Consider the following 25,936-nt stretch of genomic DNA (forward strand, 5'->3'; position numbering starts at 1 on the left):
GCCCGCCGGCTCAAGACCCCGCAGACCCTGTCTGCGGCGGACCCAAGTCCGTGACCACGTCCGTCTTCAGCCCCTTGGGCAGCGGGAACTTGAGGCTCTCCTGGATTCCCGCCATGCTGCGCACCGACACGGCGCCCAGCGCCTTGATGCGCCCGATCACCTCCTGAACCAGGATTTCCGGGGCCGAGGCCCCGGCGGTCAGGCCCACGCGGGCGACGCCGTCGAACCATTGCGGATCGAGATCGTCGACGCTATCGACCATGTGCGCCACGGCGCCGAGCTTGGCGGCGAGCTCGCGCAGGCGGTTGCTGTTGGAACTGGTGGGGCTGCCGACCACGATGACCAGGTCCACCTGCGGGCTCAGCAGCTTCACGGCGTCCTGCCGGTTCTGCGTGGCGTAGCAGATGTCCTGCAGCTTGGGCTCGCGCACGCCGGGAAAGCGCGCGCGCACGGCCGCCGCGATTTCGATGGCATCGTCCACGCTCAACGTGGTCTGCGTGACCACGGCCAGCTTGTCCGTCTGCGCCGGCTGCACCCGGGCCACGTCGTGCACGTCCTCGACCAAGTGGATTCCGCAATCCAGCTGGCCCATGGTGCCCTCCACCTCCGGGTGGCCCTTGTGGCCGATCATGATGAACTCGTAGCCCTGCTTGGCGAGCTTGGCCACCTCGACGTGCACCTTGGTCACCAGCGGGCAGGTGGCGTCGAAGATGTGCAGGCCGCGGCCCTCGGCCTCGCGCCGCACGGCCTGGCTCACGCCGTGCGCGCTGAAGATCAGGGTGGCGCCGGACGGCACGTCGCACAGCGCCTCGATGAAGACCGCGCCCTTGGCCCTGAGATCGTTCACCACGTAAGTGTTGTGCACGATCTCATGGCGCACGTAGACGGGCGCACCGAACTTCTGGATGGCGCGTTCGACGATTTCGATCGCACGGTCCACCCCCGCGCAGAAACCGCGCGGCTCGGCCAGCAAGATGGTCTGCGGCGTCGGCATCAGAGGACTCCGATCAGTTGCACTTCAAACGTCACCGGCCGGCCCGCGAGCGGGTGGTTGAAGTCGAACAGCACCGCGCCATCGTCGCGCAGTTGCAGCACCACTCCCGCGTAGCTACCCTGCCCGTCGGGCGTGGGAAAGTGCAGCACGTCGCCCACGCTGTAGCACGCGCCAGGCTCGCCCATGGCGTCGAGCAGCTTGCGCGCCACCCACTGCTGCATGCCGGCATTGCGCTCGCCAAAGGCTTCGCCGGCGGCCAGCTCGAAATGGGCGTGCGCGCCCTCGGTCAGGCCCAGCAGGCAGCGCTCCATGGCAGGAGCCAGCTGCCCCGTGCCGAGCGACAGGGTGGCGGGCTTGCCGGCAAAGGTATTGATCACATCCCCTGCCGGGCCGGCCAGGCGGTAATGCAACGTGAGGAAGGCGCCCGGCCCGACGGCGACAGGGGCGATGTGGATGGAGGAAGTCATGCAAGTCCCGATAAACTGGTCTGCATTGTAGAAAACCGGGAAAGACCCGCGTCCATCGACTGCCCAGAGCCACCCATAATCAATCTCGACGCCGAACCGCCGACAGACGCCGACAGACAGCCCGGAGATACCGCCATGAACGCCCCCGCCACCACGACCCACCTGCTGCCCGAGATCCGCTTGCGCGCCGTGCCCCAGGCATTCATCGGCGCGTTGCAGGCGCGCTTTGGCGCGCAGTGCTCCCTGGCGCAGGCGGTGCGTGAACAGCATGGCCGCGACGAAGGCTCGTTCCAGGCGCCACCGCCCTCGGCCGTGGTGTTTGCCGAAAGCACGCAGGACGTGGCCGACGCCGTGCAGTTGGCCAGCCAGTACGCGGTGCCCGTGATTCCATACGGCGCGGGCTCGTCGCTCGAAGGCCATTTGCTGGCTGTGCAGGGCGGCATCAGCATCGACCTGAACCGCATGAACCGGGTGCTGAGCGTGAACGCCGAAGACCTCAGCGTGACCGTGCAGCCCGGCATCACGCGCAAGCAGCTCAACGACGTCATCAAGGACACGGGCCTGTTCTTTCCCATCGACCCCGGCGCCGACGCCAGCATCGGCGGCATGAGCGCCACGCGCGCCAGCGGCACCAACGCCGTGCGCTACGGCACCATGCGCGAGAACGTGCTGGCGCTCGAAGTGGTCACCGCCAGCGGCGAAGTCATCCGCACGGGAACGCGCGCCAAAAAGAGCAGCGCGGGCTACGACCTCACGCGCCTGATGGTGGGCAGCGAGGGCACGCTGGGAATCATGACCGAGATCACCGTGCGCCTGCACCCATTGCCCGAGGCGGTGAGCGCAGCCATCTGCTCGTTCCCGAGCATCGAGGCCGCCGTGCGCACCACCATCGAGACCATACAGTTCGGTGTGCCGATCGCGCGCGTAGAACTCATCGACCGCCACGGCGTGCGCCTGGTGAATGCGCACAGCAAGCTCGATCTGCGCGAAGAACCCATGCTGCTCATGGAGTTCCACGGCTCACCTTCGGGCGTGCAAGAGCAGGCTGCGACAGTGCAGGACATCGCCAGCGAAAACGGCGGACAGTCCTTTGAATGGGCCAGCACGCCCGAAGAACGCAGCCGCCTGTGGGCCGCGCGGCACAGCGCCTATTTCGCCGCCGTACAAAGCCGCCCGGGCTGCCGCATCATCAGCACCGACACCTGCGTGCCCATCAGCCGCCTGGCCGACTGCCTGCTCGACTCGGTGCAGGAGGCCGAAGCCAGCGGTATTCCCTACTTCCTCGTGGGCCATGTGGGCGACGGCAACTTCCACTTCGGCTACCTGCTCGACCCGAATATCCCCGAGGAGCGCATCACCGCCGAAGCGTTGAACCACAAACTCGTGGCCCGCGCGCTGCGCCTGGGCGGCACCTGCAGCGGCGAGCATGGCGTGGGCCTGCACAAGATCGGCTTTCTGCCCGACGAAACCGGCGCGGGCGCGGTGAACATGATGCGCGCCATCAAGCGGGTGCTGGACCCGAGGAACATCCTCAATCCGGGGAAGATTTTCGTGCTCTGAGCGCTGTCGGTTGCCACAGCGGGCCTACACAGCGGCAGCCGCGCGCTGCTCGAGGACCGCGAAGGCCGGGAGCTTTCTGCCCTCGAGCACTTCCAGGAATGCGCCGCCGCCGGTGGAGATGTAGCCCAGCTGTTTTTCGATTCCGTATCGGGCGATCGCCGCCAATGTATCGCCGCCGCCGGCGATGCTGAACGCCTGCGACTCGGCCACCGCCTGGGCGATGGTGCGGGTGCCGTTCTCGAACGCGGGAAACTCGAACACCCCCACGGGGCCGTTCCAGACGATGGTGCCTGCGGACTTGAGCTGTGCGGCCAGACGGGCCGCGGTTGCGGGGCCGATGTCGAGGATCAGGTCGTCGTCGGCTACCTCCCGGGCGGCCTTGACGCTGGCGGCTGCGTCGGCGCCAAAGGACTTGGCAGTGACCACGTCGGTCGGGATCGGCACCTCGGCGCCGCGGGCCTGCATGGCGGCAATCACGGCACGGGCTTCGTCGAGCAGGTCGGCTTCGACCAGGCTCTTGCCGACGGGCAGCCCCGCGGCAAGCATGAAGGTGTTGGCGATGCCGCCGCCCACGATGAGCTGGTCGACCTTGTGCGCCAGGCTTTTGAGGATGGTGAGCTTGGTCGATACCTTGGAGCCGGCGACGATGGCGACCAGCGGACGCTGCGGCTGGGCCAGCGCCCGGGTAAGGGCGTCGATTTCGGCGCAGAGCAGCGGGCCGGCGCAGGCAACGGGGGCAAACTGCGCGATGCCGCAGGTCGTTCCTTCGGCGCGGTGCGCGGTGCCAAAGGCGTCGTTCACGAAGATGTCGCACAGCGCGGCGAGCTTGCGCGCCAGGTCTTCCTGGTTCTTCTTTTCCCCCGGGTTCAGGCGGCAGTTTTCCAGCAGCACGATCTGTCCGGGGGCCAGCGTGACGCCATCGACCCAGTCGGAGACCAGGGGCAGGTCGCGGCCGAGCAGTTCGGCCAACCGGACCGCAACCGGCGCCAGCGAATCCTCGGGCCGGAACCTGCCTTCGGTCGGGCGGCCCAGATGGCTCGTGACCATCACGGCGGCTCCCGCGTCGAGCGCCATGCGGATGCAGGGGATCGACGCGCGAATGCGCGTGTCTTCGGTGATGCGGCCGGCGGCGTCCTGCGGGACGTTCAGGTCGGCACGGATAAACACGCGCCGGCCCTGGACCTTGCCCTGGGCGCAGAGATCGGAAAAGCGGAGGATGTGCATGGGACGGGGGCTTTCTGGCGGGCCGGTGGAGTAACGAAGGGCCGGTTCAGGCGACTGCGAAGAAAGCCCTCCGGTCAGAACGTCAGGCTGGTGGCGTTTGCTCGAAGGGCAGCGCCATGGCCGACAGGTCGCGGCGGGTTTCCACCAGCACCAGAGGGCCTTCTTCGGGCAGTTCGGTCGAAGGGCGCTCGCGCGGCACATGGATGGACTGCGGCTCGACGGCAATCGCGGCCTGCACGGAGGCGATTTTTTCCGCGTCGGAGTTCACCCATTGCAGACCCGACGCAGCAGCGACCTGTTGCAGTTCATCGATGGGCAGGGCGAAGGCCTGAGCGCGCGGCAGGCTGTGCGCGGCAGCGGGTGGCGCTGCAATGGGTGCGGCGGGGGGGGCAACGGGTGCTGCCGGTGCCATGACCACCGATGCGGGAGACACAAGGACCGGGGCCACGATGGCTGCGGGGGGCGCGACCTCGGGGGCATCGGGGGCATCGGGGGCATCGGGGGCATCGGGGGCATCGGGGGCATCGGGGGCATCGGGGACCACGGAGGTCACCGGGGCCGGGGCGGCAACAGCGGGCAGCGTCGCCGGTGTGGCGGCTGCATCCACGGCGTCGGCGCTGAAGTAGCTGCGGCGCGCGGAAGTGTCCTGCGCGGGCGCGGCCTGGTCGGCGGCGGCAGCGGGATCGGGATCGGGTTCCAGCACCGCTGGCGCTGCGTTTCTGGGGTTGTTCTCACGCGGGCCGCGTTCCCGGCCGTAGCGGTCGCGCGAACGGCGCTCGCGGCGCTGCGGTTCTTCGCTGGCGGGGCCGGTGCCATTGGGCTGAACGTCGCTGGCACCCGGGCTCAGATCGAGCGGCAGTGCCTTGTCGACCAGTTCGCCGGATGCGGCGGCGCTTTCCTGCGCGTCCATGGCATGGGGGATGCGCTCGCCGCGCTCGCCCCGGTTGCCGCGCTCACCACGGCCCTCGCCACGCTCGCGGCGTGGGCCGCGTTCGCCACGGGGCTGCGGTGCACTGTCTGCGCTGCCATGGCTGCCGTTCGGGCCTTCCGATCGCGCCTGTGCCGCCGTGTTGTCCGCGCCCGCTGCGCCGGCCGAGTTGCGTGCTTCGGCGTCGCGCCGGCCGCGGCCGGCGTCGCGGCCATTGCGGCCCTCGCGGACTTCGCCTTCGGGGCGGCGCTCGGCGTCGCGCGGGGAACGGCCTTCGGTCGGGCGCTCAGCACGGCGGCCACGGCCCTCGCCAGCGCCCTCGCGCAGGCCTTCCCGACCGCCGTCGCGGCCATCGCGGCCGGCACGGCGACCACGGCTTTCACCCGGGCGGCCATCGCGGCGGGGCTCGCCGCGGCTGCTCGTTTCAGGGGACGCCGTGGGCGCGGGCGCGGCGGTTGCGGGCGCGGCCGATGCGCTGCTGCCAAAGCCGAACAGGCCTTTGAGCCAGGAAAAGAAGTCCTGCTCCTGCGGCATCGCCGTTGCGGGGGCCGGGGCCACCGGGGCGGGGGGCTCGACGCCGCGCTGTGGGCGGGCCACGGCTTCGGGGCGGGGCTCGGACACGGGGGCGGGTGCGTCCGGCAGCACGCCCTTGATCACGGGGGTTTGCCTGTTGGTGGGCTCCTGCGAGCGGCGTGTCACGACGCCGGGGTCTTCGGTTTCTTCGACGAGCGTGTAGCTGGCTTCGATATGGTCCAGGCGCGGGTCGTCGTGCTTCAGGCGTTCGAGCTTGTAGTTGGGCGTCTCCAGCGTCTTGTTCGGAACCATGAGCACGTTCACCCGCTGCTTGAGTTCGATCTTGGCGATCTCGGTGCGCTTTTCGTTGAGCAGGAAGGAGGCCACTTCCACGGGCACCTGGCAGTGCACGGCGGCGGTGTTGTCCTTCATCGATTCCTCCTGAATGATGCGCAGGATTTGCAGCGCCGACGATTCGGTGTCGCGAATATGGCCGGAGCCGCCGCAGCGCGGGCAGGGGATGGACGAGCCTTCGCTGAGCGCGGGCTTGAGGCGCTGGCGGCTCAGTTCCATGAGGCCGAATTTGCTGATGGTGCCCAGTTGCACGCGGGCGCGGTCCTGGCGCAGCGCGTCGCGCAGGCGGTTTTCCACTTCGCGGCGGTTCTTCGACTCCTCCATGTCGATGAAGTCGATGACGATCAGGCCGCCGAGGTCGCGCAGGCGCATCTGGCGCGCGACTTCATCGGCGGCCTCGAGGTTGGTGCGCGTGGCGGTTTCCTCGATGTCGCCGCCCTTGATGGCGCGCGCCGAGTTCACGTCCACGCTGACCAGCGCTTCGGTGTGGTCGATGACGATGGCGCCGCCCGAGGGCAGTTGCACGGTGCGCGCGTAGGCCGATTCGATCTGGTGTTCGATCTGGAAACGGCTGAACAGCGCGGCAGCGTCGCGGTAGCGCTTCACGCGGGTGGCGTGCTCGGGCATGACGTGCGCCATGAACTGCTGCGCCTGCTCGTAGATGTCGTCGGTGTCGATGAGGATGTCACCGATGTCCTGGTTGAAGTAGTCGCGGATCGCCCGGATCACGAGGCTCGATTCCTGGTAGATCAGGAAGGCGCCCTTGCCGCCCTTGGCTGCGCCGTCGATGGCGTTCCACAGTTTGAGCAGGTAGTTCAAGTCCCATTGCAGTTCGGGCGCGGTGCGGCCGATTCCGGCAGTGCGCGCGATGATGGACATGCCGCCCGGGTATTCCAACTGGTCCATCGCCTCCTTGAGCTCGGCGCGGTCCTCGCCCTCGATGCGGCGCGAGACGCCGCCGCCGCGGGGGTTGTTCGGCATCAGCACCACGTAGCGGCCAGCGAGCGAGAGCAGGGTGGTGAGCGCCGCGCCCTTGTTGCCGCGCTCTTCTTTTTCGACCTGGACCAGCAGTTCCTGGCCTTCCCGGATCACCTCATTGATGCGCGCCTGGCCCGGTGCGACGCCGGGGGCGAAGTAACTGCGCGAGATTTCCTTGAGCGGCAAAAAGCCGTGGCGGTCTTCGCCGTAATCGACGAAGCAGGCTTCCAGCGAAGGCTCGACGCGCGTGACGACGGCCTTGTAGATGTTGCCCTTGCGCTGTTCACGCCCCTCGATCTCGATTTCGTAGTCGAGGAGCTTTTGTCCGTCGACGATGGCCAGGCGCCGTTCTTCGGGCTGCGTGGCGTTGATGAGCATCCGCTTCATGATGCGATTCCTTCCGTGTTGCGCAGACAGCAGGCACAGCGGTACCCACGCTGTGCCTGCCGCCCACGGTTCCAAACCAATGAACAACCAAACCCTGAAAGGGCTATGAATGCCTGGACCGACGCATCGAAACGAAGGGGAAGGGAATTGCCGGGGATACCGAAGTCCTGCCGCGCGTCAGCACGGCAGGCAAGGGCAGGGGCGCGTGGATGGGGGCGAGTGGGGGGGACGCAGTCTCGCAGCCCTTGGGGCCGTCGCCTGCGCTTGGTCGGGGGGCGTCGGGGTCGGATTCGGGCGTGCAGCCGCAGGCAAGAGCCTGCGCCACAAGGTCACAATCCATGCCATCAGCCACCACATGCTCGCTTTGATCCGCCGGCAGGCCGCTCCCGGGTAGGAGCGGCCTGCCGGCTTGGGGGATTCCATATCAGTGTTTCAATTCAGTCAGCCCGCCGGTTGGCGTGCAGGCCACCGCAGGCATCTGGCCTGCAATCTGCGTGCACGACACCCGTTGGCATCGATCTTCCTGCGCTGCTGCAAGGGTCGCGTGAACTAAACTCCAGACAAATCAACCACTTACATGGCAACGCGCAGGTGAAACGCATTATAGGGGCCAAAGCCAGGCCCGGGAGCAAACCGCCACCCGAGCACACCACGGCGGCAGGCCCTGCGGTGGTGCGGCTGCTGGAGGTCGATTCCGCCTTTGCCGGCCAGCGACTGGACAACTTCTTGCTACGCCACTTGCAAGGCGTGCCCACAACGCATGTCTACCGCATCATCCGCAGCGGCGAGGTGCGCATCAACATGCGGCGTGTGCGTGCCGACACCCGCGTGCAGGCCGGCGACGCGGTGCGCCTGCCGCCCGTGCGCGTCTCCGGCAAGAAAGCCGCCGGGAATCCGGCGCCCGCGCGGGAGTTCCCCGTGCTGCTGGAAGACGATCAACTCATCGCCATCGACAAACCCGCAGGCGTGGCGGTGCATGGCGGCAGCGGCCTGAGCTTTGGCGTGATCGAGCAATTGCGCCGGGCGCGACCGGATTCCCGGTTCCTGGAACTGGTGCACCGGCTGGACCGGGAGACCTCGGGAATTTTGCTCGTGGCCAAGAAGCGCTCCGCGCTGATTCAGTTGCAGGACCAGTTCCGCGAGCGCGCAACCGGCAAGACCTATCTGGCGCTGGTCCCGGGCACCTGGCCCGCGGACAAAAAACGCATCGACCTGCCGCTGCACAAATACCTGCAAGCCGACGGCGAGCGCCGCGTGCGTGTCACCACCGCGCAGGACCCGGACGGCATGCGCGCCATCACCCGCGTGAAGCTGCGCAGCAGCCTGCCCGCACGCCTGGCGCAGGGGCTGCCTGCGATGTCGCTGCTCGAGGTGACGATAGAGACCGGCCGCACGCACCAGATCCGGGTACATCTGGCAAGCCAGGGATACGCCATCGTGGGGGACGACAAGTACGGGGATTTCGAGCTCAACAAGCGGCTGCAAAAGCTGGGGATGAAGCGCATGTTTCTGCACGCCTGGCGATTACAGTTCATGCACCCGGCGTCGGGCGAGCGACTGAGCTTGCAGGCCGAACTGCCGCCCGATCTGGCCGATTTCGCATCCCCGCCCGAGAAGGCGTGAACGGACCCCCATGCCCGCCCCAAGCCCCCGCCCGCGCCGTTTCGACCTCATCGCCTTTGACTGGGACGGCACCCTGTTCGATTCCACGGCGATCATTGCGCGCTGCATCCAGGCGGCGGTGCGCGACCTGGGCGGCAACGTTCCCAGCGACCGGGATGCGGCCTACGTAATCGGCATGGGGTTCGCGCAGGCCATGGCGCACGCGGCCCCCGACATGCCGGCCGACCGCTACGACGAACTGGGCCAGCGCTACCGCTTTCACTACCTCCGGCAGCACGATGAGCTCAGCCTTTTCGCGGGGGTCCAGCCCCTGCTGATGGAACTGCGCGCGCGCGGCCACCTGCTCGCCGTGGCCACCGGAAAGAGCCGGCGCGGACTGGACGAGGTTCTGCGCACGGTGGACCTGCGCGGCGTGTTCGATGGTTCGCGCACGGCAGACCAGACGGCGGGCAAGCCACAGCCCCTGATGCTGCAAGAGTTGATGGCCGAATTCAACGTCGCACCCGCGCGCCTGCTCATGATCGGAGACACCACGCACGACCTGCAGATGGCGCTCAATGCCGGCTGTGCGAGCGTGGGCGTGAGCTACGGGGCGCATGCGTGCGACGCCTTCCATGCGCTGAACCCGCTGTTCGTCGCCCATTCGGTGCGCGAACTGCACGACTGGCTGCTGCAGGAGGCTTGAGGGAACCCTCCCGGGAGCGGCCTGCTGCATACAGCGCAACAAGTCCGCGCGTGCATCGCCCGGTTCTCAACTGCGCCGCCGCGCAGTGACCTCCAGTTCCACCAGGGCCTGCGGCACCGCCAACTGGCAACACACCGTGGTATTGCAGGGCCGGTTGTCGCCGAAGCGGCGACGCAGCACCTCGCTCACGGCCGGCACGTCGCCGCGCTCGGGAACGTAGACGCACACGCGGACCACGTCCGCGAGGCCCGCCTGCGCCTGCGCGAGCGCGGCCTCGATGGTGTCGAGCGCGCGCTCGCACTGCGCGGCCGCGCCGGCGGCAAAGATGCCGCTGGCATAGTCTTGGCCCACGGTACCGGATACGAAGATCCAGTCACCGTCGATCACAGCACGCGAATAGCCGGCAAGCGCCTCCCAGCGCGAGCCTGTTTGGATGAATCGACGCTCCATGCAGCCCCCACCTATTGCGGCTTGAAACCGGAATCGCGGATCACCTGGCCCCAGTGACGGCTGGCGTCTGCGACCCATTGCCGGACCTCGCGCGCCGGGGCCGGCGTGACCTCGTTACCCAGCCGAGCGAGTTTGTCCTGCAGTACGCTCTGCACCACACTGTCGAACTGCTCGACGAATTCCGGTGGCAGGCCCCTGGGCCCGAAGAAGGCAAATCAGGGAGTGACTATTCAGCCGCTACCGACAAACTCCATAGGAGCGCCATTGAACGCATCCCGTAACGCATCAAGCATGCCAACCCCATGCTTGCGAGCAGTGTCCAGACATCCTTCTCCTCGTGACTCAGCATTGAAGTGTCGGAGGGTGTCAGCATGGAGCGAGTATCACCGATTCGTGTTCGAGAGGCCGAACAGTCACGTTTCCACACGAAACGACGAGGAGCCATCCCAGTGAGCTAGAATGAAAGCGCGTGTCCTCGAACTTGGGGAGGTGTTCCGGCCAGAGCGCATATCCCAGTGAGCTAGAATGCAATGGGTGAACTATCGGCGCGTTGCTATGTTCCGGCCAGAGCGCATATCCCAGTGAGCTAGAATAAGATGTACATGCACACGAGGGCAGGCCAGGTTCCGGCCAGAGCGCATATCCCAGTGAGCTAGAATTACAATAAGTACATAGAGCGCTCTCAAGCAGTTCCGGCCAGAGCGCATATCCCAGTGAGCTAGAATACGATCATAAGCCCGACCCGAAGCCGGATAGTTCCGGCCAGAGCGCATATCCCAGTGAGCTAGAATATGACTCAACGTCATGGGGAGGCGGCTCACGTTCCGGCCAGAGCGCATATCCCAGTGAGCTAGAATCGCCGAGGTTTACATCCAGCGCGCCGTCACGTTCCGGCCAGAGCGCATATCCCAGTGAGCTAGAATCGCCAGGACATCGCGGAGATGCATTCGCATGTTCCGGCCAGAGCGCATATCCCAGTGAGCTAGAATCGCAGCCGCAGGCGAGCACCGAACGGGTGAGTTCCGGCCAGAGCGCATATCCCAGTGAGCTAGAATTCCATGCGCGCGCTGGAGACGCTCGCCGCGGTTCCGGCCAGAGCGCATATCCCAGTGAGCTAGAATCCTCAGGCGTCGCTTGGGAAGTCCTCGTGAGTTCCGGCCAGAGCGCATATCCCAGTGAGCTAGAATGAGCGTTCTTGTCATCACATCAACCCGTCGGTTCCGGCCAGAGCGCATATCCCAGTGAGCTAGAATGTGGACGACGGTCTGCACGACGGTCTTCCAGTTCCGGCCAGAGCGCATATCCCAGTGAGCTAGAATCCGTGTCGATCGCTGCGCCGATGGTCGCGAGTTCCGGCCAGAGCGCATATCCCAGTGAGCTAGAATTAGCCGGTCGTGAGCATCAGGGGGACCATCGTTCCGGCCAGAGCGCATATCCCAGTGAGCTAGAATGGTGAAGGTCTGCGAGAAGTCACGCCGGGTGTTCCGGCCAGAGCGCATATCCCAGTGAGCTAGAATCGAGTACCTGGGCGACCTGAACTTCAACTAGTTCCGGCCAGAGCGCATATCCCAGTGAGCTAGAATCGACCACCCGGACATCCGCGCCTGCTTTGCGTTCCGGCCAGAGCGCATATCCCAGTGAGCTAGAATTGGCGTTCACCGGGTCCGTGTCGATGCAGAGTTCCGGCCAGAGCGCATATCCCAGTGAGCTAGAATCCATTTGCCCGCCTGGACGTTGCTGATCACGTTCCGGCCAGAGCGCATATCCCAGTGAGCTAGAATACCACCCGGCGGTGTTCCCGGTGGCGCTACGTTCCGGCCAGAGCGCATATCCCAGTGAGCTAGAATCTTTTTCTTTGCCGCCTTCCTCCTGTTCTTGTTCCGGCCAGAGCGCATATCCCAGTGAGCTAGAATCTCAAAACTCATCGTCCCCCCAGTGGGTCGTTCCGGCCAGAGCGCATATCCCAGTGAGCTAGAATAAATTTTGAGATGACGCAAGAATTCAGAGCGTTCCGGCCAGAGCGCATATCCCAGTGAGCTAGAATGAAGCCGCTATCCGCTCCAGGGCCGTCTGAGTTCCGGCCAGAGCGCATATCCCAGTGAGCTAGAATGGGCTGGCCGTTCACGAGCAGGACGTATTGGTTCCGGCCAGAGCGCATATCCCAGTGAGCTAGAATGAGGAGGCGGATGTGAGGGCGGATGCAGCAGTTCCGGCCAGAGCGCATATCCCAGTGAGCTAGAATCCAGCAACAATCCGGTGGCGGGCCATTCGTGTTCCGGCCAGAGCGCATATCCCAGTGAGCTAGAATCCTGGCCGCGTTCCTGGATCAATTGGCTCAGTTCCGGCCAGAGCGCATATCCCAGTGAGCTAGAATCATCTGGCTCCTTTTGCAGGAAGACATCGAGTTCCGGCCAGAGCGCATATCCCAGTGAGCTAGAATAAGGAGAGTGCGTGGGCGTGCAGTTGTCGGGTTCCGGCCAGAGCGCATATCCCAGTGAGCTAGAATATTGATGGAGAATTGGAAGAACGGAAGCGAGTTCCGGCCAGAGCGCATATCCCAGTGAGCTAGAATACTGTCCTCGAAAGATATGCCGCGATGTCTGTTCCGGCCAGAGCGCATATCCCAGTGAGCTAGAATACGACGGACGTGGCTAGCGTGACGGTGTTGTTCCGGCCAGAGCGCATATCCCAGTGAGCTAGAATATTTGTTGTAATCTTGATGATCCGAAAATCGTTCCGGCCAGAGCGCATATCCCAGTGAGCTAGAATGAAATCTGGGTGCACCGCCCCGGAGGCACCGTTCCGGCCAGAGCGCATATCCCAGTGAGCTAGAATTCGAGCAGTTGCGCGCGCGGCATGTCCGCGTTCCGGCCAGAGCGCATATCCCAGTGAGCTAGAATGTCATCGTGGCGCGGTTGAGCGCGTTGCGCGTTCCGGCCAGAGCGCATATCCCAGTGAGCTAGAATGCGGCCCTTGAGCATGCAAAGGTCGAGAAAGTTCCGGCCAGAGCGCATATCCCAGTGAGCTAGAATCAAAGTCGGCGGGGGCGGCAAAGACGTAGAGTTCCGGCCAGAGCGCATATCCCAGTGAGCTAGAATGCAAATTTCCTCCCGAGAAATGCAGGGTCTGTTCCGGCCAGAGCGCATATCCCAGTGAGCTAGAATCGAGTTGGAACTCAATGATCGGATCGCGCTGTTCCGGCCAGAGCGCATATCCCAGTGAGCTAGAATTCGTGGGATATGGCCTGCATGACCGTCGAGTGTTCCGGCCAGAGCGCATATCCCAGTGAGCTAGAATATGATTTTCGGTCATGGGGAGTCGGCTCACGTTCCGGCCAGAGCGCATATCCCAGTGAGCTAGAATGAAGCGCATTTTCACCCCACTGATTGCCCAGTTCCGGCCAGAGCGCATATCCCAGTGAGCTAGAATGTTGAAGGTGTGGTCTGTCCATTCAATGCTGTTCCGGCCAGAGCGCATATCCCAGTGAGCTAGAATGAGCCCCGGCGTGACAGCAGCGCCCCCTGAGTTCCGGCCAGAGCGCATATCCCAGTGAGCTAGAATCGAGTTCGTTGCGATCAATGCCGCTGGCCGGTTCCGGCCAGAGCGCATATCCCAGTGAGCTAGAATCGGGCCCGCCCTGAGGAGGTGGGTTACCGCGTTCCGGCCAGAGCGCATATCCCAGTGAGCTAGAATGCGCTGGCCGAGCGGCTGAGCTCGCTGGCTGTTCCGGCCAGAGCGCATATCCCAGTGAGCTAGAATCGCACAACCCGTAAACAGAGCTGCAGGCGCGTTCCGGCCAGAGCGCATATCCCAGTGAGCTAGAATGAGATAATCGTTCAAGAGATAATGCCGCAGGTTCCGGCCAGAGCGCATATCCCAGTGAGCTAGAATTAGAATATCTATGTCTAACGCAATATATGGGTTCCGGCCAGAGCGCATATCCCAGTGAGCTAGAATGTAAAAATCAAGCATGTACGCCCCACTGGAGTTCCGGCCAGAGCGCATATCCCAGTGAGCTAGAATTGTAAACACCCCTGTTGGAAGAAAGGTTGTGTTCCGGCCAGAGCGCATATCCCAGTGAGCTAGAATTCGTGTTCACCTAGTCCGTCCACCGTGTGAGTTCCGGCCAGAGCGCATATCCCAGTGAGCTAGAATTCTTACGTGAGTCTTACAAAACACCCCCTTGTTCCGGCCAGAGCGCATATCCCAGTGAGCTAGAATCCGGCTTCGGGTCCGGCTTGTGCATGTACCGTTCCGGCCAGAGCGCATATCCCAGTGAGCTAGAATTCAACATCGATCTCGAAGAGCTTGATGACCGTTCCGGCCAGAGCGCATATCCCAGTGAGCTAGAATGTACCCGCACATCTGGGACGGCGAGTTTGCGTTCCGGCCAGAGCGCATATCCCAGTGAGCTAGAATGGCCAGCCGCTGGTCAAGCGCGGTCCTTGGGTTCCGGCCAGAGCGCATATCCCAGTGAGCTAGAATATTTGTTGTAATCTTGATGATCAGAAAATCGTTCCGGCCAGAGCGCATATCCCAGTGAGCTAGAATAGGCCAGCATTGCCGGCGCGCTGCTGGCGTGTTCCGGCCAGAGCGCATATCCCAGTGAGCTAGAATCGGAGTAAATGCCGGGACCGCCGGCTTCGCGTTCCGGCCAGAGCGCATATCCCAGTGAGCTAGAATCGCCAACGACTGCGCCGTGAGGCCGCCGCCGTTCGGCCAGAGCGCATATCCCAGTGAGCTAGAATGGCCGCCGCACTGCTGGCACTGCCGGTAATGTTCCGGCCAGAGCGCATATCCCAGTGAGCTAGAATCGCGCAGCACACGCTATCACTTGCCCCGCCGTTCCGGCCAGAGCGCATATCCCAGTGAGCTAGAATTGCGTCAGCGTGTGGGCGGGGGCAACCCTTGTTCCGGCCAGAGCGCATATCCCAGTGAGCTAGAATCTTGCCGAAGAACGGGCGCGAAGTCGCCAGGTTCCGGCCAGAGCGCATATCCCAGTGAGCTAGAATTGTTGGCCGAGTTGCGCGGCGATGAATCCTGTTCCGGCCAGAGCGCATATCCCAGTGAGCTAGAATCTTGCACTCTTCAAGCGAAGAATCGCTCAAGTTCCGGCCAGAGCGCATATCCCAGTGAGCTAGAATCGATCCGTCCGACGGCAGCACGATAAACCTGTTCCGGCCAGAGCGCATATCCCAGTGAGCTAGAATCTCGGAGGGTTTTGCGGCACGCGAAGGATTGGTTCCGGCCAGAGCGCATATCCCAGTGAGCTAGAATAAGCGCTGCTAGCGCTCGCCGCGCTGGCGAGTTCCGGCCAGAGCGCATATCCCAGTGAGCTAGAATCATCGCCGCCTTAATCTGAAGCGCCCTAGTGTTCCGGCCAGAGCGCATATCCCAGTGAGCTAGAATGCGATGTCCCGAGCCCTATTATTTTATCGAGTTCCGGCCAGAGCGCATATCCCAGTGAGCTAGAATGGCCATGGGTCGCATCGCCATCATTGAGAAGTTCCGGCCAGAGCGCATATCCCAGTGAGCTAGAATACGTGACGCACAAACGAACCGTAGAGAGCAGTTCCGGCCAGAGCGCATATCCCAGTGAGCTAGAATAGACTGCGTTTGAACTGGCGAAGAGAGATTGTTCCGGCCAGAGCGCATATCCCAGTGAGCTAGAATGAACGTATCGGAGGGTGGTTGCATGATGTCGTTCCGGCCAGAGCGCATATCCCAGTGAGCTAGAATACTCCCGCTGTGCGGCTGCAAGATCATTTTGTTCCGGCCAGAGCGCATATCCCAGTGAGCTAGAATGCCACCGCGCTAACCCCTTGATTTTTAAGGAAAATTTCGTTCTCAGACGGCAAAAAATTCGCGCCATGGTCTAGAAAAGATCGAACTGTTCTGGTGCTTTTTGCGCGGGTTGCTTGCTGCGCCCGCGGTAGGTGATGGCACGCTCGTACTGCTTGTCGGTGAACTGGAGGACGTGAACCTTACCACCAGAAGGCAGTGCGTGCTCCACTGCGCGGCACAGGGTATCCACCTGGGTCTGGCTGGTGCAGAACCGCATGTACACGCTGAACTGGCTCATTGCAAAGCCCATGTCGAGCAACGTGTTGCGAAACTGTGTCGCTGCCTTGCGTTCGGCTCTCTCTACCACCGGCAAGTCGAACATCACCACCATCCACATGAGTCGGTACCCGGACAACATGGTGTGGCAGGCAAGGTGATCAATCGGGCTCGAAGCCGCCCGCCAGCGCGAGTGGCAGTCCCGGCAAGGGCAAGTCCAGCTTGGGGCGGTCGCCGAGGTACACCTGCGCCAGAGACGTCGCCAGGCGTTGCGCGCACACCATCACCGGGGTCACGCCCGCTGCTGTCTGCATGTCCTCATGCAGCACGCGCACCAAGGCACGCTTGGTGTCTGGCGTGACATGCGACTCGCCGGCCTTGTGCAACTGCCATACCTTCAGATCCACCATGGGACGAAAGGGCTCCACCAAATCGTCCACCAGCCGCATCGCATTGGCGTCGTTGCTGTGGTGCAGCCCGATGCTGGGGTGCAGGCCCGCAGCCACCACCGCGCGGGCGGTAGCAGATCGCATGATGGTGTAGCCGTAGTTCAGCAGCGCATTCAATCCGTCGCCGTCTTGGTCGCGTCGAAAGTCCGAACCAAACAGCAGGCCCCAGTAACGGCGCGCGCCCTGCCCCTCCACATTGTCCGGGTCGCCACTTCTGACTTTGGCCACCAGGGCCTGCAATGGTGCCGTGGGTGCAGCTACGGCTGCCAGGGTTGCAGCTTGTTGCTCCAACTTGGACTTGACCACTGCCGCCCACAGGCGCTTGTGCATGGGCAGGCTGGCTGCAATCTGCGCCTCTATGCGCTTGGCCTGCACGTGGTGGCCATCGAGTGATAGCAGCATGCCCATGGCGTTATGGTTGGGGCCGCAGAGCACAAAGGGGGTACCGCGTTCGGCCAGGGCCACGAGCAGGTTGTTCGTGTACGTAAGGCCATGTGCGTTGGCGACCACGGCCGCGATATCGTCCAACGGTACTTGGCCCAGTTCCTTGCGCTCACCCTCCGTATCTTTGACCACCATAAAGCCACGATGGACAAAGAGGTGCCGTCGGTCGTCTGCGATTTCGACGATGCGGCCAATCATGACCGTCAGCCTTTGAAGCCCGGATCGCGCAGTTCGCCGATGGGAGAGATGCTGACTTGGCGGGCTTTGGCAGACTGAAATGATCCGGCCTTCTTGGAAACATAAGCAAAGGGATCTGCCTTGTCGCGGTTCCTTGCGTCCACATTGGCTTCGTTCGGCGCGACAAGAAACACCTGCCCGTTGGCAGAAATCTTGACCACACGCATCGTTTTTTCGCTTCCATCCAATGCCAACCGAACGGCGTCCCCGATCATCAATCGCATCATCAACGGCCTTCCGTTCTGACCATGGGCGCAATGGCGCAACCGCCCCCAGCCGGATGCCCACACGATGCGGTAGGCCTCAAATGTCGAGATCACGTCCCCCTCCCACTTGCCCTGGTCGTTCGCCGTGATCTCGATGCAGTAGTTGCTGCCGCTCATATAGCCCTTGTACGGCAGGGGCTGGCCTTGGGAATCCACACCGTGGCGCCCAGGCTGGTCGGGTTCTTCAATGCGGATCAGGTTGGCGACCTCGCGGCCTGCGCTGCCATCGACTTTGCGCCGCTGCTTGATGCTGCCGTCCTTGCGAATGCCGTAGGCGGTCTCTTCCATCATCGCGCCCTCAAAACCATGGTCTGGTTTGTGGCTTACCCAGATATGGCGCACGGCACGCTCCACATGGTCGCGGTAACTGGGCCAGGGCAGGGGCATGTCTTGCACCAGCCGGGTCAGGCCGTCTTTACGGGCTTGCGCGCTGGCTTCGGCAAAGTCCTGCATCAGGCCCTGGTCGGTAACACCGATCACGCAGGCGTCGACCGCATGGTGGCGGTGGTCGTTGCGGTTCTTTTCTCCGTTCAGGCCCAGCACGTCGTTGAGCCCGAACTTGGCACGCAGCATGGCCGTCATCTGCCCCGGAATCACCCGCACCCCTTGCGGTTTCGGGCACACCAGCCGCAGGTAGTTCGCGGCCACCCGCGAGAGGTAGCGTGTGTCATTGAGCGCACGCGCCAGAAAGTCCTTGTCCTCCCCCAGCCAACGCTGGTAGCCATCGGACGCAAAGCGATAGCGCTTGCGCAGCGGCATGCGCTCGGCGCGGTGCAAGATGCCCTCGTAGCTCCACCCCCGGGCCTCAAAGTCAGCCCGCGCATCCCAGGGCGTGCGGTTGCGCTTGATGCGGTTGGCCTCGCGCAGGGCCACGGTGCGGTTGTTCAGGCTGTCGTCCAGCGTTTGCGAAAACGGCAGGATATGCTCGATCTCCACCTTCGGGCTCAGCAGCATGGTGGTGCTGATCTGTTCGCCGCTGTAGGGGCAGCGGCGGTCGATCACGTCAGAGCTCAGTTCCTCCCACAAGATCCATTTCTGGATATCGCTGCTGCGCACACGCTCGGGGCTGATGCCCAGGGTTTCTGCAATGCGCTCCCGAATGCGTGTGTTGCACCGCTGGTTTTCGGCCTGCTTGCTCTGTGTCTTCTGCTTCTGCTCGCGACTTTGCTTCAGGTCGCGCGCCAGTTCCACCACCACTTCGGTGGGGCGGCCATAGCGGCGGATCAGCGCATTGACCACCGTGCGTACCTGGTTCAGCCCGATATGTACCGTGGGGTTGGCGATTTTTCCGTAACGCTTTTCCTCGGGGTCCTCGGGCATGCCGCTGCCAAAGGCCACATGGCGCTGCAGGGCCTTGCCGTAGTACGGCAGTTGCTTGAAGGCAAACAACGGCCTGACCTCGCCCGTCGATTCAATGATGCGTTCGCCGACCTGCTGCACCTCATCCACGGAATGCTCAAAGTCAAAGCCCAGGTCGCTGTGGTGTGCAAAACCGGCCGCCTGCACGGCCTTGTCGTAGCTACAGACCTCGCGCTGCAACGCGGGCACGATGCGCGCCAGCGCCTTGCGGCTCAGGCTGCCGTAGCCCTCGGGCAGGCCGCTGGTGTCGGCAATGGCCCCGGCGCGCGCCTCATCAACTCCCGTGTGCTGTTGCAGCCAGGCAATCAAGCGCCCCTCACCCTCCTCGCTGACAAGCTGCCAAACGATCTCGTCTTGCAGCGCTGCGTCAAACCCCGCCCAGGCCGGGCCAAACAAATCCTTGCGCGCCAAGATGGCGCTGGTGGCGTTGCCTTTGAGTTCGGTGCGCTTTTCGTCTTCCAGATTGAACTTCACCGTTCCCGGGAGCTTGAGCAGCGTGCGCATTGGCGCAAAGCCCAGCTTGCTCCGGCTCTCCAACGCAGCGACCAGCGCATCACGCTGCGCCAGGGTCAGCGGCACTTCGCGCAGTGCTTCGTCCAGGAGCCGCAGGTGGTTGACCTCTTGCAAGATGCGAAAGCGCTGCGTACTGGGCAAGGCCAGCGGGGCGCGCTCTTCTTCAGGCAGCAGCGTGCAGCGGCCGGGTTTGACGGGGCGCAGCTTGCGCTGGAACAGCAGCGTGTATCTCAATTCCTCACAGGCCGCGTCGGTGAACAGGCCCGGCTGCAACGCCGCCTGCGCGGCCCACAGCGCATCAAACTCCTGCTCGATCATGGCGCGGTCCACATACAGGTCGTAGCGCTTCTTGGTGGTGTCCGGCGTTTCACGGTAGCGCGCCCGCACCCCCTGGCCACGCACGCCCTCGGGCTTTTGCTGCATGCGCTCCTTCCAGAACCATTCGCCCACCGTGGCGCAGCCGCTGTCGCGGATCTGCGTACGCAATTCGCTTATGGCCTGCTTGAGCGCACCGCTTTCGTTGTCCTTGCGGTCGGTCTTGCGGTTGCTTTTAAACCCCCGGCGCTGGTTGATGTGGAACAGTGCCCGGGCAAATTCGCCCGGGGTCAGGGCCTGATGCAAGCCCTTGGCGCGCAGCTGGTAGGGGTTGAGCCGCTCCAGTGCCTTGCGCCCAGCCACATCGGCAGGAAAAAAGCCATGGCGCTCCAGTTGATCGTGCATGCGCTCCTTGCGCTTGAGCAAGCGGTCCCGGCGGCGGCGCATGATACGGGCAGCACGGCGGGTAACCGCCAGCGAGGAGCCATCCTTGGGATTGCGGCCGTCGCTGAAGATGCGGGAACCAGACTTGATGATGGCCGTAGGCTCCCCAGACCCATTCAACCGCAAAACAGCCCACCCCAGCGAACTTGACCCCAGATCCAACGCCAAGCGATAAACACTTGCCTCGTCCATTTGCACCCCTTGATATATATTGAGCCACGGCGGCAGATTGTGCTACACTTGCAACCGAATATCTCACTGGGATATGCGCTCTGGACGCTAACAAGCAGAAAGATGCACCAAATGGAAGGCCCCGCATGCGGGGCCTTCGTCTTTTCTGAGCCCCATCGGCCGCCGGTCTCGGCAACACCCCACAGCCCCTGGCACCGCTCGGCAAGGCAGGACCAAATCCCCCCCTGCACCAAGAAACCTCAACGCAGCACCGCGTCCGGCAGTTCGATCTTGACTTCGAGCACCTCCAGGTTGTCCTGGCGCTCCACATGCACCTTCAGGTCATCCGGGTTGATCTTCACGTACTTGGATATCACGGCCACCAGTTCGCGCTGTAGCGCGGGCAGGTAGTCGGGTTCGGGGCCGTTGCGGCCGTTGCGCTCGTGCGCCAGGATGAATTGCAGACGCTCTTTGGCGACAGAAGCGGTCTTCTTCTTTTCGCCGAGCAGGAAGGAAAGCAGGCGACCCATGGCTCACCTGCCTCCGAACAGGCGTTTGAAGAGACCGGATTTTTCGGCATCGACGAAGCGCATGGGCTTGTCGGTGGCGCCCAGGAAGCGGTCGATCACGTCCTTGTAGGCCTCGGACACGTCCGTTCCCTGCGCATGAATCGCGGGGCTTCCCTGGTTGGACGACTGCAGCACCACCGGGGACTCGGGAATCACGCCGATGAGTTTGATGCGCAGAATGTCCTGGATATCTTGCAGGCTCAGCATCTGTCCGTCAGCGACGCGGCTGGGGTTGTAGCGCGTGATCAGCAGGTGCTCCTTGACCGGATCGGCGCCGTCGATCGCGCGCCGGGTCTTGCTGCCGAGCATTCCCAGGATGCGGTCCGAGTCGCGCACCGAGGAGACTTCGGGGTTCGTGACCAGCAGCGCCTCGTCGGCGAAATGCATGGCCATGAGGGCGCCGCTTTCGATTCCGGCGGGCGAATCGCAGACGATGTATTCAAAGTCCATCGCGGCCAGATCCTGGAGCACCTTCCCGACGCCGTCCTGCGTGAGCGCGTCCTTGTCGCGGGTCTGGCTGGCGGCCAGCACGAACAGCTTGTCGCACTGCTTGTCCTTGATCAGCGACTGGTTCAGGTTGGCCTCGCCATGGATCACGTTGATGAAGTCATACACCACGCGGCGTTCGCAGCCCATGATCAGGTCGAGGTTGCGCAGGCCAACGTCGAAGTCGATCACCGCGGTCTTGTGGCCGCGCAGGGCGAGGCCGGTGGCAAAGCTGGCACTGGTGGTGGTCTTGCCCACGCCCCCCTTGCCGGAGGTCACGACGACGATTTTGGCCATTTGTTGCTGGTTCTCTGTGGTTTGGATTGCGTTGCGGTGAACGGGGCGAACGGGGGCTCAGGCCAGGGGCTCGACGATGATCTTCTCGCCCTCGAGCCGCACCTGGGCCGCCCGACCCGCGACATTCGCGGGCAGCGCGGTCTCGGATGTGCGGTAGATGCCGGCGATGGACACGAGCTGCGGCTCCATGCAGGTGGAGAAGATGCGCGCCCCGGTGTTGCCGCGCGCGCCGGCGAGGGCGCGACCGCGCAGCGGGGCGTACACGTGGATGTTGCCGTCGGCAATGACTTCGGCGCCAAAACTGACCATGGCCAGCACGACGAGGTCGGCGCCGCGCGCGTACACCTGCTGGCCCGAGCGCAGCGGCTTGTCGAGCACCATGGTGCCGGGGTCGGACGCGGGTAACTCGGGCATGGCCGCGGGCGCTTCGGCGCGCGCGGGCGGCGCCTCGGGTACGGCGCCCAGGCCTGCGGCGCGCGCGGCCTCCAACTGCGCGGGATTGCCGCCGCGCACCGCCACCGGCAGGGTCCCGTGGCTGCGCAGCAGGGCCATGATGGCAGCGAAATCGATGGGTTCCCGGGAATCCCGCACCGGGGCCAGGTCGATCAGCACCGGGTCATTGTCGAAAAACCCCGGGGCGTCGGCGACGCGCCCGGCCAGATCGGCTGCAAGCAGCGCGAAGTCGGTGGTCTTGAGCACCACGGCCACCACGGGCAGAGAGGCGCTTTTCAGGTCAAAGCAGGTGCGGGCCTGGGCCGGCGTGGTAGGGACCATGAATGGGGTGGGGCAAGGGGCGCTCGGGATCCGGGTTTCAGTCAGCAGGTGCAAAGTGTATCGTGCCGCGCCGGGCCTGCCGCGCAGCCGGTTTACCTGCCGGTGCGCTATCCGGGCCAGCCGGGGTGCTGCCTGAGCGCGCTCAGCAGCCGCTGGCCCACGTCGTCCAGGCTGCCGTCGTTGTGCAGTTCGATGCTGGCGCTGCCCGCGGGCGGCCTGAATTGCAGCGCCCGCTGCACCCGGTCTTCGACCGCGTCGGGCGTCTCGCGGCCGCGCGCCAGCAGGCGCTCGCGCAGCCGCTCCGGGCTGGCGCTGATGTGCACCGCCAGCAGGTGCGGAAAGCGCACCAGCGCAGCGGGCAGGTGCGCGCGCGAACCGTTGAGCAGCACCCATTGGCCGGCGGCCAACGGGTCCAGCTGTGCGTGCCGCACGCCGTAGCCCAGTCCGTTGGCCTGCCAGTGCAGCGCGAACGCCTGCGCGCGGAGCAGGGCCGCGAAGGCTTCGGGCGAGACGCTTTCGTGCGCCTCGGCGCCGGGCGTCGCCACGCGGCTGATGGTGCGCCGCGCCCAATGCAGTGCGCGCGCTGCGGGCAGATGCGCGCGCAGCCAGTCGAGCAGGCTGTCCTTGCCCGCGCCCGAAGGGCCCATGAAGTAGACCAGCCGCGCCGTCATGCGCCCAACTCCAGCCAATCGAGTAGCACGAAGTCCGCGCCCGGCGCGGGTTCGGCGAAGAGCGCCAGGCCGTCGAACGGCTGCGCGGGCAGCTTGCCGAAGAGCGCCCGCGCGGCGTCCTGCAGCAGGGCCTGGGTCTGGCGGTCCGCCTGCCGCAAGCTGCCGGTGAGCGACAGGTGGAAGCGGAATTCCCCGAGCACGAAGGGATAGCCCCAGCGCTGCAGCAGTTCGTCCTGCCGGGGCGTGAGCGCGGCGCGGCGCCGGCGCGCCAGATCCGCGTCGGACAACGGCGCGGCCAGCGGCTGCAGTTGCGTGACGCAGGCCGCAGCGAGCGCGTCGATGGCGGCGTTCGCGGGCGGTGCAGGCGTTGGCAGCAGCGCCAGAAAGTCGTCCATGCGCGCCACCTCCAGCGGCGGCAGATCAAAGGACCGCAGGCTGCGCGCCAGCGCCTGCACGGCCTGGTGCAGCGCGGCCCGGTCGATTCCCGGCGCCAGCGCGAACGGCGCCTTGAGCGTGGCGTGCCAGCCGTAGCGGCGCGGTGCGGCGGTGAGCCGGTGCAGGTCCGCCGCCGCCACGCCGTCGATTTCCGGTTGCGGCATGGCCTGCCGCGTGGCGGCGCAGCGGCCGAGCCAGCGGCTGCCGGCAAGCCAGCCCGGGCTGCCGGGCCGGGGGGCGAAATACACCGCGTAGCGGTGCGCCGTGGCGGATGCCTCAGGCAGTGCGCTCATCGTGTTCCCCGTGCTGGATGTTCAGTTTCACGCGATCGCCGGCAAACCAGGCGCGCGCCCATTCGATGGGGCGGCCTTCCAGATCGACGTTCAGGCTCTCGACCAGGAGCACCGGGCGGGTGGCGGGTTGGCGCAGACCGGCGGCGAGTGCGGCGTCGGGCAGTTCGGCGGTGATGCGGCTTTCGCGGCGCGTGTAGTCGCTCACGCCGTGCGCGCGAAACCCGGCGGTGATGGAGCCGGTTTCGCGCACCACCGCGGCCAGCCCTTCGAAGCGCGGCAGCGGAAACCAGCGCTCGCTCAGATGCAGCGGCCGCCCCTCGGCCTCGCCCATGACGCGCAGCGCCAGCAGCGGACTGCGCGCGGGCACCTGCAGGGCCCGGGCCAGCGCCGCGCTGGCGCGCACCGTCTGCGCGTGCAGCAGCACCAGGCTGCCGCGCAAGCCGGACTGCGCCAGGCCCTGCTGATGGCGCATGCGCTTGCCCAGCGCCAGGTCCACCGCAAAGTCTTCGACGTAGGTGCCGCTGCCCTGCGTGATGCGCACCAGACCCTGGCTGCACAGGTTCGCCAGGCAGCGGCGGATGGTGTGGCGGTTCACGCCGAATTGCTCCGCGAGCGCGTGTTCCGATGGCAGGCGCTGGCCGGGCGGATAGACGCCGCGGCCGATGGCGTCGGTCAGCTCGGCGGTGATGCGCGTCCAGAAGCTGGCGCGCGCCGGGCGCCGCGCGCAAGGGGGAGAAACGGGGGAAAGGGTGGCGATGCTGGCTGTCATGAAACCTACATGTGCGTGTTCTAAGCTGGCGCGGTTCGGCTGATTTGTCTATACAACTTTCAGAGTATCACCTGCATGTTTCAAGCCTTTGACAGCCCCGGCAAGCCCGTGGGCCGTGCGAACTGGATGGCGTTGCTTGCCCGGGCCCCGCTGGGGCTGCTCGAATCCGCGCTGCACGAACATGCCGCAGGCCCCGCGCGCTGGCTGCGCGCTCCCGAGACCGGACTGATGATGGTCCAGGGCCGCGTCGGCGGAACGGGCGAGCGCTTTCACCTGGGCGAGGTCAGCGTGACCCGCTGCGCGCTGCGTGTGGGGGTGGGCGCGGACGCGGTGGACGCGGCCGATGCAGCGGTCGGCGTGGCCTATGTGCTGGGCCGCTCGCACCGGCACGCGCAACTGGCAGCGCTGGCGGACGCGCTGTTGCAAGACCCGGCGCAGCAGCCGGCGCTCGACGCCCGCCTGCTCGAGCCCATCCGCTGCCATCTGCGCCGCGCGCAGGCCGCGCGGCAGGCGCGGGCGGCGAGCACCAAGGTGGACTTCTTCACCGTGGCGCGCGAGGGCGGGGCAGACTCCGCGCAAGACGCGCAGGACGCACAACAATGAGCGCGTCCACCCTGTCCACATTGGGCGCCGGCTTCGCGGACCCGGCGCTGGGCAGCCAGGCCGTTTTCCGCGCAGTGCTGCAGGCGCTCTCGCACCCCGGGCGCAGCGTGGCCGTCGCGCACGGCGCGCAAACGCCCGCTGCGGGCCACGGCGCTTCCGCGGCGGTGCTGCTCGCGCTGCTCGACGGCGACTGCACGCTGTGGTTGTCCACGCGCCTGGCGGCCAGCGACGCGGGCCCATGGCTGCGGTTTCATACCGGTTGCACGCTGGTCACAGAACCCGGTTTGGCGCGCTTTGCCTGGGTGGCGCGGGGCGACGCCATGCCCGCGCTGCAAAGCCTGGCGCAGGGCAGCGACAGCTTCCCGGACCAATCCGCGACCTGCGTGCTCGACGTGGCGCTCGGCGGCCCCGACGCATGGCGGCTGAGCGGCCCGGGAATCCGGGACACGACGACGCTGCGCGTCGATGGCCTGCCCGACGATTTCCTGCCCCAGTGGGAGGCGAACCACGCCGCGTTCCCGCGCGGGATCGACCTGCTGCTGGGCGCGCCCGCGCACATTGCCGGCCTGCCGCGCACGGCGCGCATCGCCCGCGCAGCACCAACCCGGGAGGCCTGAG

Annotated in this window: 20 protein-coding genes and 1 CRISPR repeat array; of the genes, 5 read left to right on the forward strand and 15 right to left on the reverse strand. The window is 65.1% G+C overall.

Going from position 1 to position 25,936, the window contains the following annotated elements; genetic code table 11:
- Positions 1-10: 10 nt before the first annotated feature.
- Together ispH and D5041_RS19495 are read right to left on the reverse strand one after the other, a co-directional pair.
- Positions 11-994, reverse strand: coding sequence for a 4-hydroxy-3-methylbut-2-enyl diphosphate reductase (gene ispH / locus D5041_RS19490; protein ID WP_265285527.1), 984 nt, complete (start codon positions 992-994; stop codon positions 11-13).
- Positions 994-1,461 carry an FKBP-type peptidyl-prolyl cis-trans isomerase gene (locus D5041_RS19495; protein ID WP_010103587.1) on the reverse strand — a complete coding sequence of 156 codons (468 nt, stop codon included), beginning with the start codon at positions 1,459-1,461 and terminating at the stop codon, positions 994-996. The genes ispH and D5041_RS19495 overlap by 1 nt, the downstream gene beginning before the upstream one ends.
- A 135-nt stretch (positions 1,462-1,596) precedes the next feature.
- Between D5041_RS19495 and D5041_RS19500 the strand changes: the two genes are divergently transcribed.
- Entirely contained in the window at positions 1,597-3,021 is a 1,425-nt protein-coding gene (locus D5041_RS19500; protein WP_010103590.1) for an FAD-binding oxidoreductase, read from the forward strand.
- Between the two features lie 24 nt (positions 3,022-3,045).
- On the opposite strand, the gene D5041_RS19505 is transcribed toward D5041_RS19500, so the two are convergent.
- On the reverse strand, positions 3,046-4,245 hold the full coding sequence (locus D5041_RS19505; RefSeq protein WP_010103591.1) for a phosphoglycerate kinase: 1,200 nt from the start codon (positions 4,243-4,245) through the stop codon (positions 3,046-3,048).
- Between the two features lie 82 nt (positions 4,246-4,327).
- Complete coding sequence (locus tag D5041_RS19510; protein WP_265285528.1) at positions 4,328-7,405, reverse strand: Rne/Rng family ribonuclease; 3,078 nt, start codon at positions 7,403-7,405, stop codon at positions 4,328-4,330.
- Between the two features lie 591 nt (positions 7,406-7,996).
- Between D5041_RS19510 and D5041_RS19515 the strand changes: the two genes are divergently transcribed.
- The gene (locus D5041_RS19515; protein WP_265285529.1) at positions 7,997-9,028 is read left to right on the forward strand and encodes an RluA family pseudouridine synthase; all 1,032 of its coding nucleotides are present in this window, start codon (positions 7,997-7,999) and stop codon (positions 9,026-9,028) included.
- A gap of 10 nt (positions 9,029-9,038) precedes the next feature.
- Positions 9,039-9,713, forward strand: a complete 675-nt coding sequence (locus tag D5041_RS19520; RefSeq protein ID WP_010103596.1) for an HAD family hydrolase — start codon at positions 9,039-9,041, stop codon at positions 9,711-9,713.
- 66 nt (positions 9,714-9,779) lie between these two features.
- Here the strand turns inward: D5041_RS19520 and D5041_RS19525 are convergent, their stop codons facing one another.
- The 11 genes from D5041_RS19525 to phnF all read right to left on the reverse strand — a co-directional run bounded on the left by D5041_RS19525 (position 9,780) and on the right by phnF (position 24,715).
- A complete protein-coding gene (locus tag D5041_RS19525; RefSeq protein WP_010103597.1) occupies positions 9,780-10,163 on the reverse strand; it encodes a RidA family protein in 384 nt (127 codons plus the stop codon).
- Positions 10,164-10,174: 11 nt separating this feature from the next.
- Positions 10,175-10,318: a hypothetical protein gene (locus D5041_RS19530; RefSeq protein WP_265285530.1), complete on the reverse strand. Its 144-nt coding sequence runs from the start codon at positions 10,316-10,318 to the stop codon at positions 10,175-10,177.
- Positions 10,319-10,654: 336 nt separating this feature from the next.
- A CRISPR array of direct repeats spans positions 10,655-15,968; the repeat unit is 36 nt; unit sequence GTTCCGGCCAGAGCGCATATCCCAGTGAGCTAGAAT.
- Positions 15,969-16,038: 70 nt separating this feature from the next.
- Positions 16,039-16,365 carry a CRISPR-associated endonuclease Cas2 gene (gene cas2 / locus D5041_RS19535; protein WP_010106443.1) on the reverse strand — a complete coding sequence of 109 codons (327 nt, stop codon included), beginning with the start codon at positions 16,363-16,365 and terminating at the stop codon, positions 16,039-16,041.
- Between the two features lie 19 nt (positions 16,366-16,384).
- On the reverse strand, positions 16,385-17,314 hold the full coding sequence (gene cas1 / locus D5041_RS19540; protein ID WP_010106444.1) for a type II CRISPR-associated endonuclease Cas1: 930 nt from the start codon (positions 17,312-17,314) through the stop codon (positions 16,385-16,387).
- Between the two features lie 5 nt (positions 17,315-17,319).
- On the reverse strand, positions 17,320-20,442 hold the full coding sequence (gene cas9 / locus D5041_RS19545; RefSeq protein WP_407702306.1) for a type II CRISPR RNA-guided endonuclease Cas9: 3,123 nt from the start codon (positions 20,440-20,442) through the stop codon (positions 17,320-17,322).
- Between the two features lie 239 nt (positions 20,443-20,681).
- Complete coding sequence (minE, locus tag D5041_RS19550) at positions 20,682-20,951, reverse strand: cell division topological specificity factor MinE (protein ID WP_265285532.1); 270 nt, start codon at positions 20,949-20,951, stop codon at positions 20,682-20,684.
- A 3-nt stretch (positions 20,952-20,954) separates the two neighbouring features.
- Entirely contained in the window at positions 20,955-21,773 is an 819-nt protein-coding gene (gene minD, locus D5041_RS19555; protein ID WP_010106450.1) for a septum site-determining protein MinD, read from the reverse strand.
- 57 nt (positions 21,774-21,830) lie between these two features.
- Positions 21,831-22,547 (reverse strand): septum site-determining protein MinC, encoded by a 717-nt coding sequence (gene minC, locus D5041_RS19560; RefSeq protein WP_010106452.1) that lies wholly within the window; start codon positions 22,545-22,547, stop codon positions 21,831-21,833.
- 107 nt (positions 22,548-22,654) lie between these two features.
- A complete protein-coding gene (gene phnN / locus D5041_RS19565; protein ID WP_265285533.1) occupies positions 22,655-23,218 on the reverse strand; it encodes a phosphonate metabolism protein/1,5-bisphosphokinase (PRPP-forming) PhnN in 564 nt (187 codons plus the stop codon).
- On the reverse strand, positions 23,215-23,946 hold the full coding sequence (locus D5041_RS19570; RefSeq protein ID WP_265285534.1) for a DUF1045 domain-containing protein: 732 nt from the start codon (positions 23,944-23,946) through the stop codon (positions 23,215-23,217). Before D5041_RS19570 ends, phnN begins: the two co-directional genes overlap by 4 nt.
- Positions 23,930-24,715, reverse strand: a complete 786-nt coding sequence (phnF, locus tag D5041_RS19575; RefSeq protein WP_265285535.1) for a phosphonate metabolism transcriptional regulator PhnF — start codon at positions 24,713-24,715, stop codon at positions 23,930-23,932. Before phnF ends, D5041_RS19570 begins: the two co-directional genes overlap by 17 nt.
- Before the next feature lie 75 nt (positions 24,716-24,790).
- On the opposite strand from phnF, the gene phnG reads away from it, so the two are divergent.
- Both phnG and phnH read left to right on the forward strand, forming a co-directional pair.
- Entirely contained in the window at positions 24,791-25,318 is a 528-nt protein-coding gene (gene phnG, locus D5041_RS19580; RefSeq protein ID WP_010106465.1) for a phosphonate C-P lyase system protein PhnG, read from the forward strand.
- Positions 25,315-25,935 (forward strand): phosphonate C-P lyase system protein PhnH, encoded by a 621-nt coding sequence (phnH, locus tag D5041_RS19585; RefSeq protein ID WP_265285536.1) that lies wholly within the window; start codon positions 25,315-25,317, stop codon positions 25,933-25,935. The genes phnG and phnH overlap by 4 nt, the downstream gene beginning before the upstream one ends.
- Position 25,936: the final 1 nt, after the last annotated feature.

It is taken from the genome of Verminephrobacter aporrectodeae subsp. tuberculatae (genome assembly GCF_026127385.1).
GTDB lineage: Bacteria > Pseudomonadota > Gammaproteobacteria > Burkholderiales > Burkholderiaceae_C > Acidovorax > Acidovorax aporrectodeae.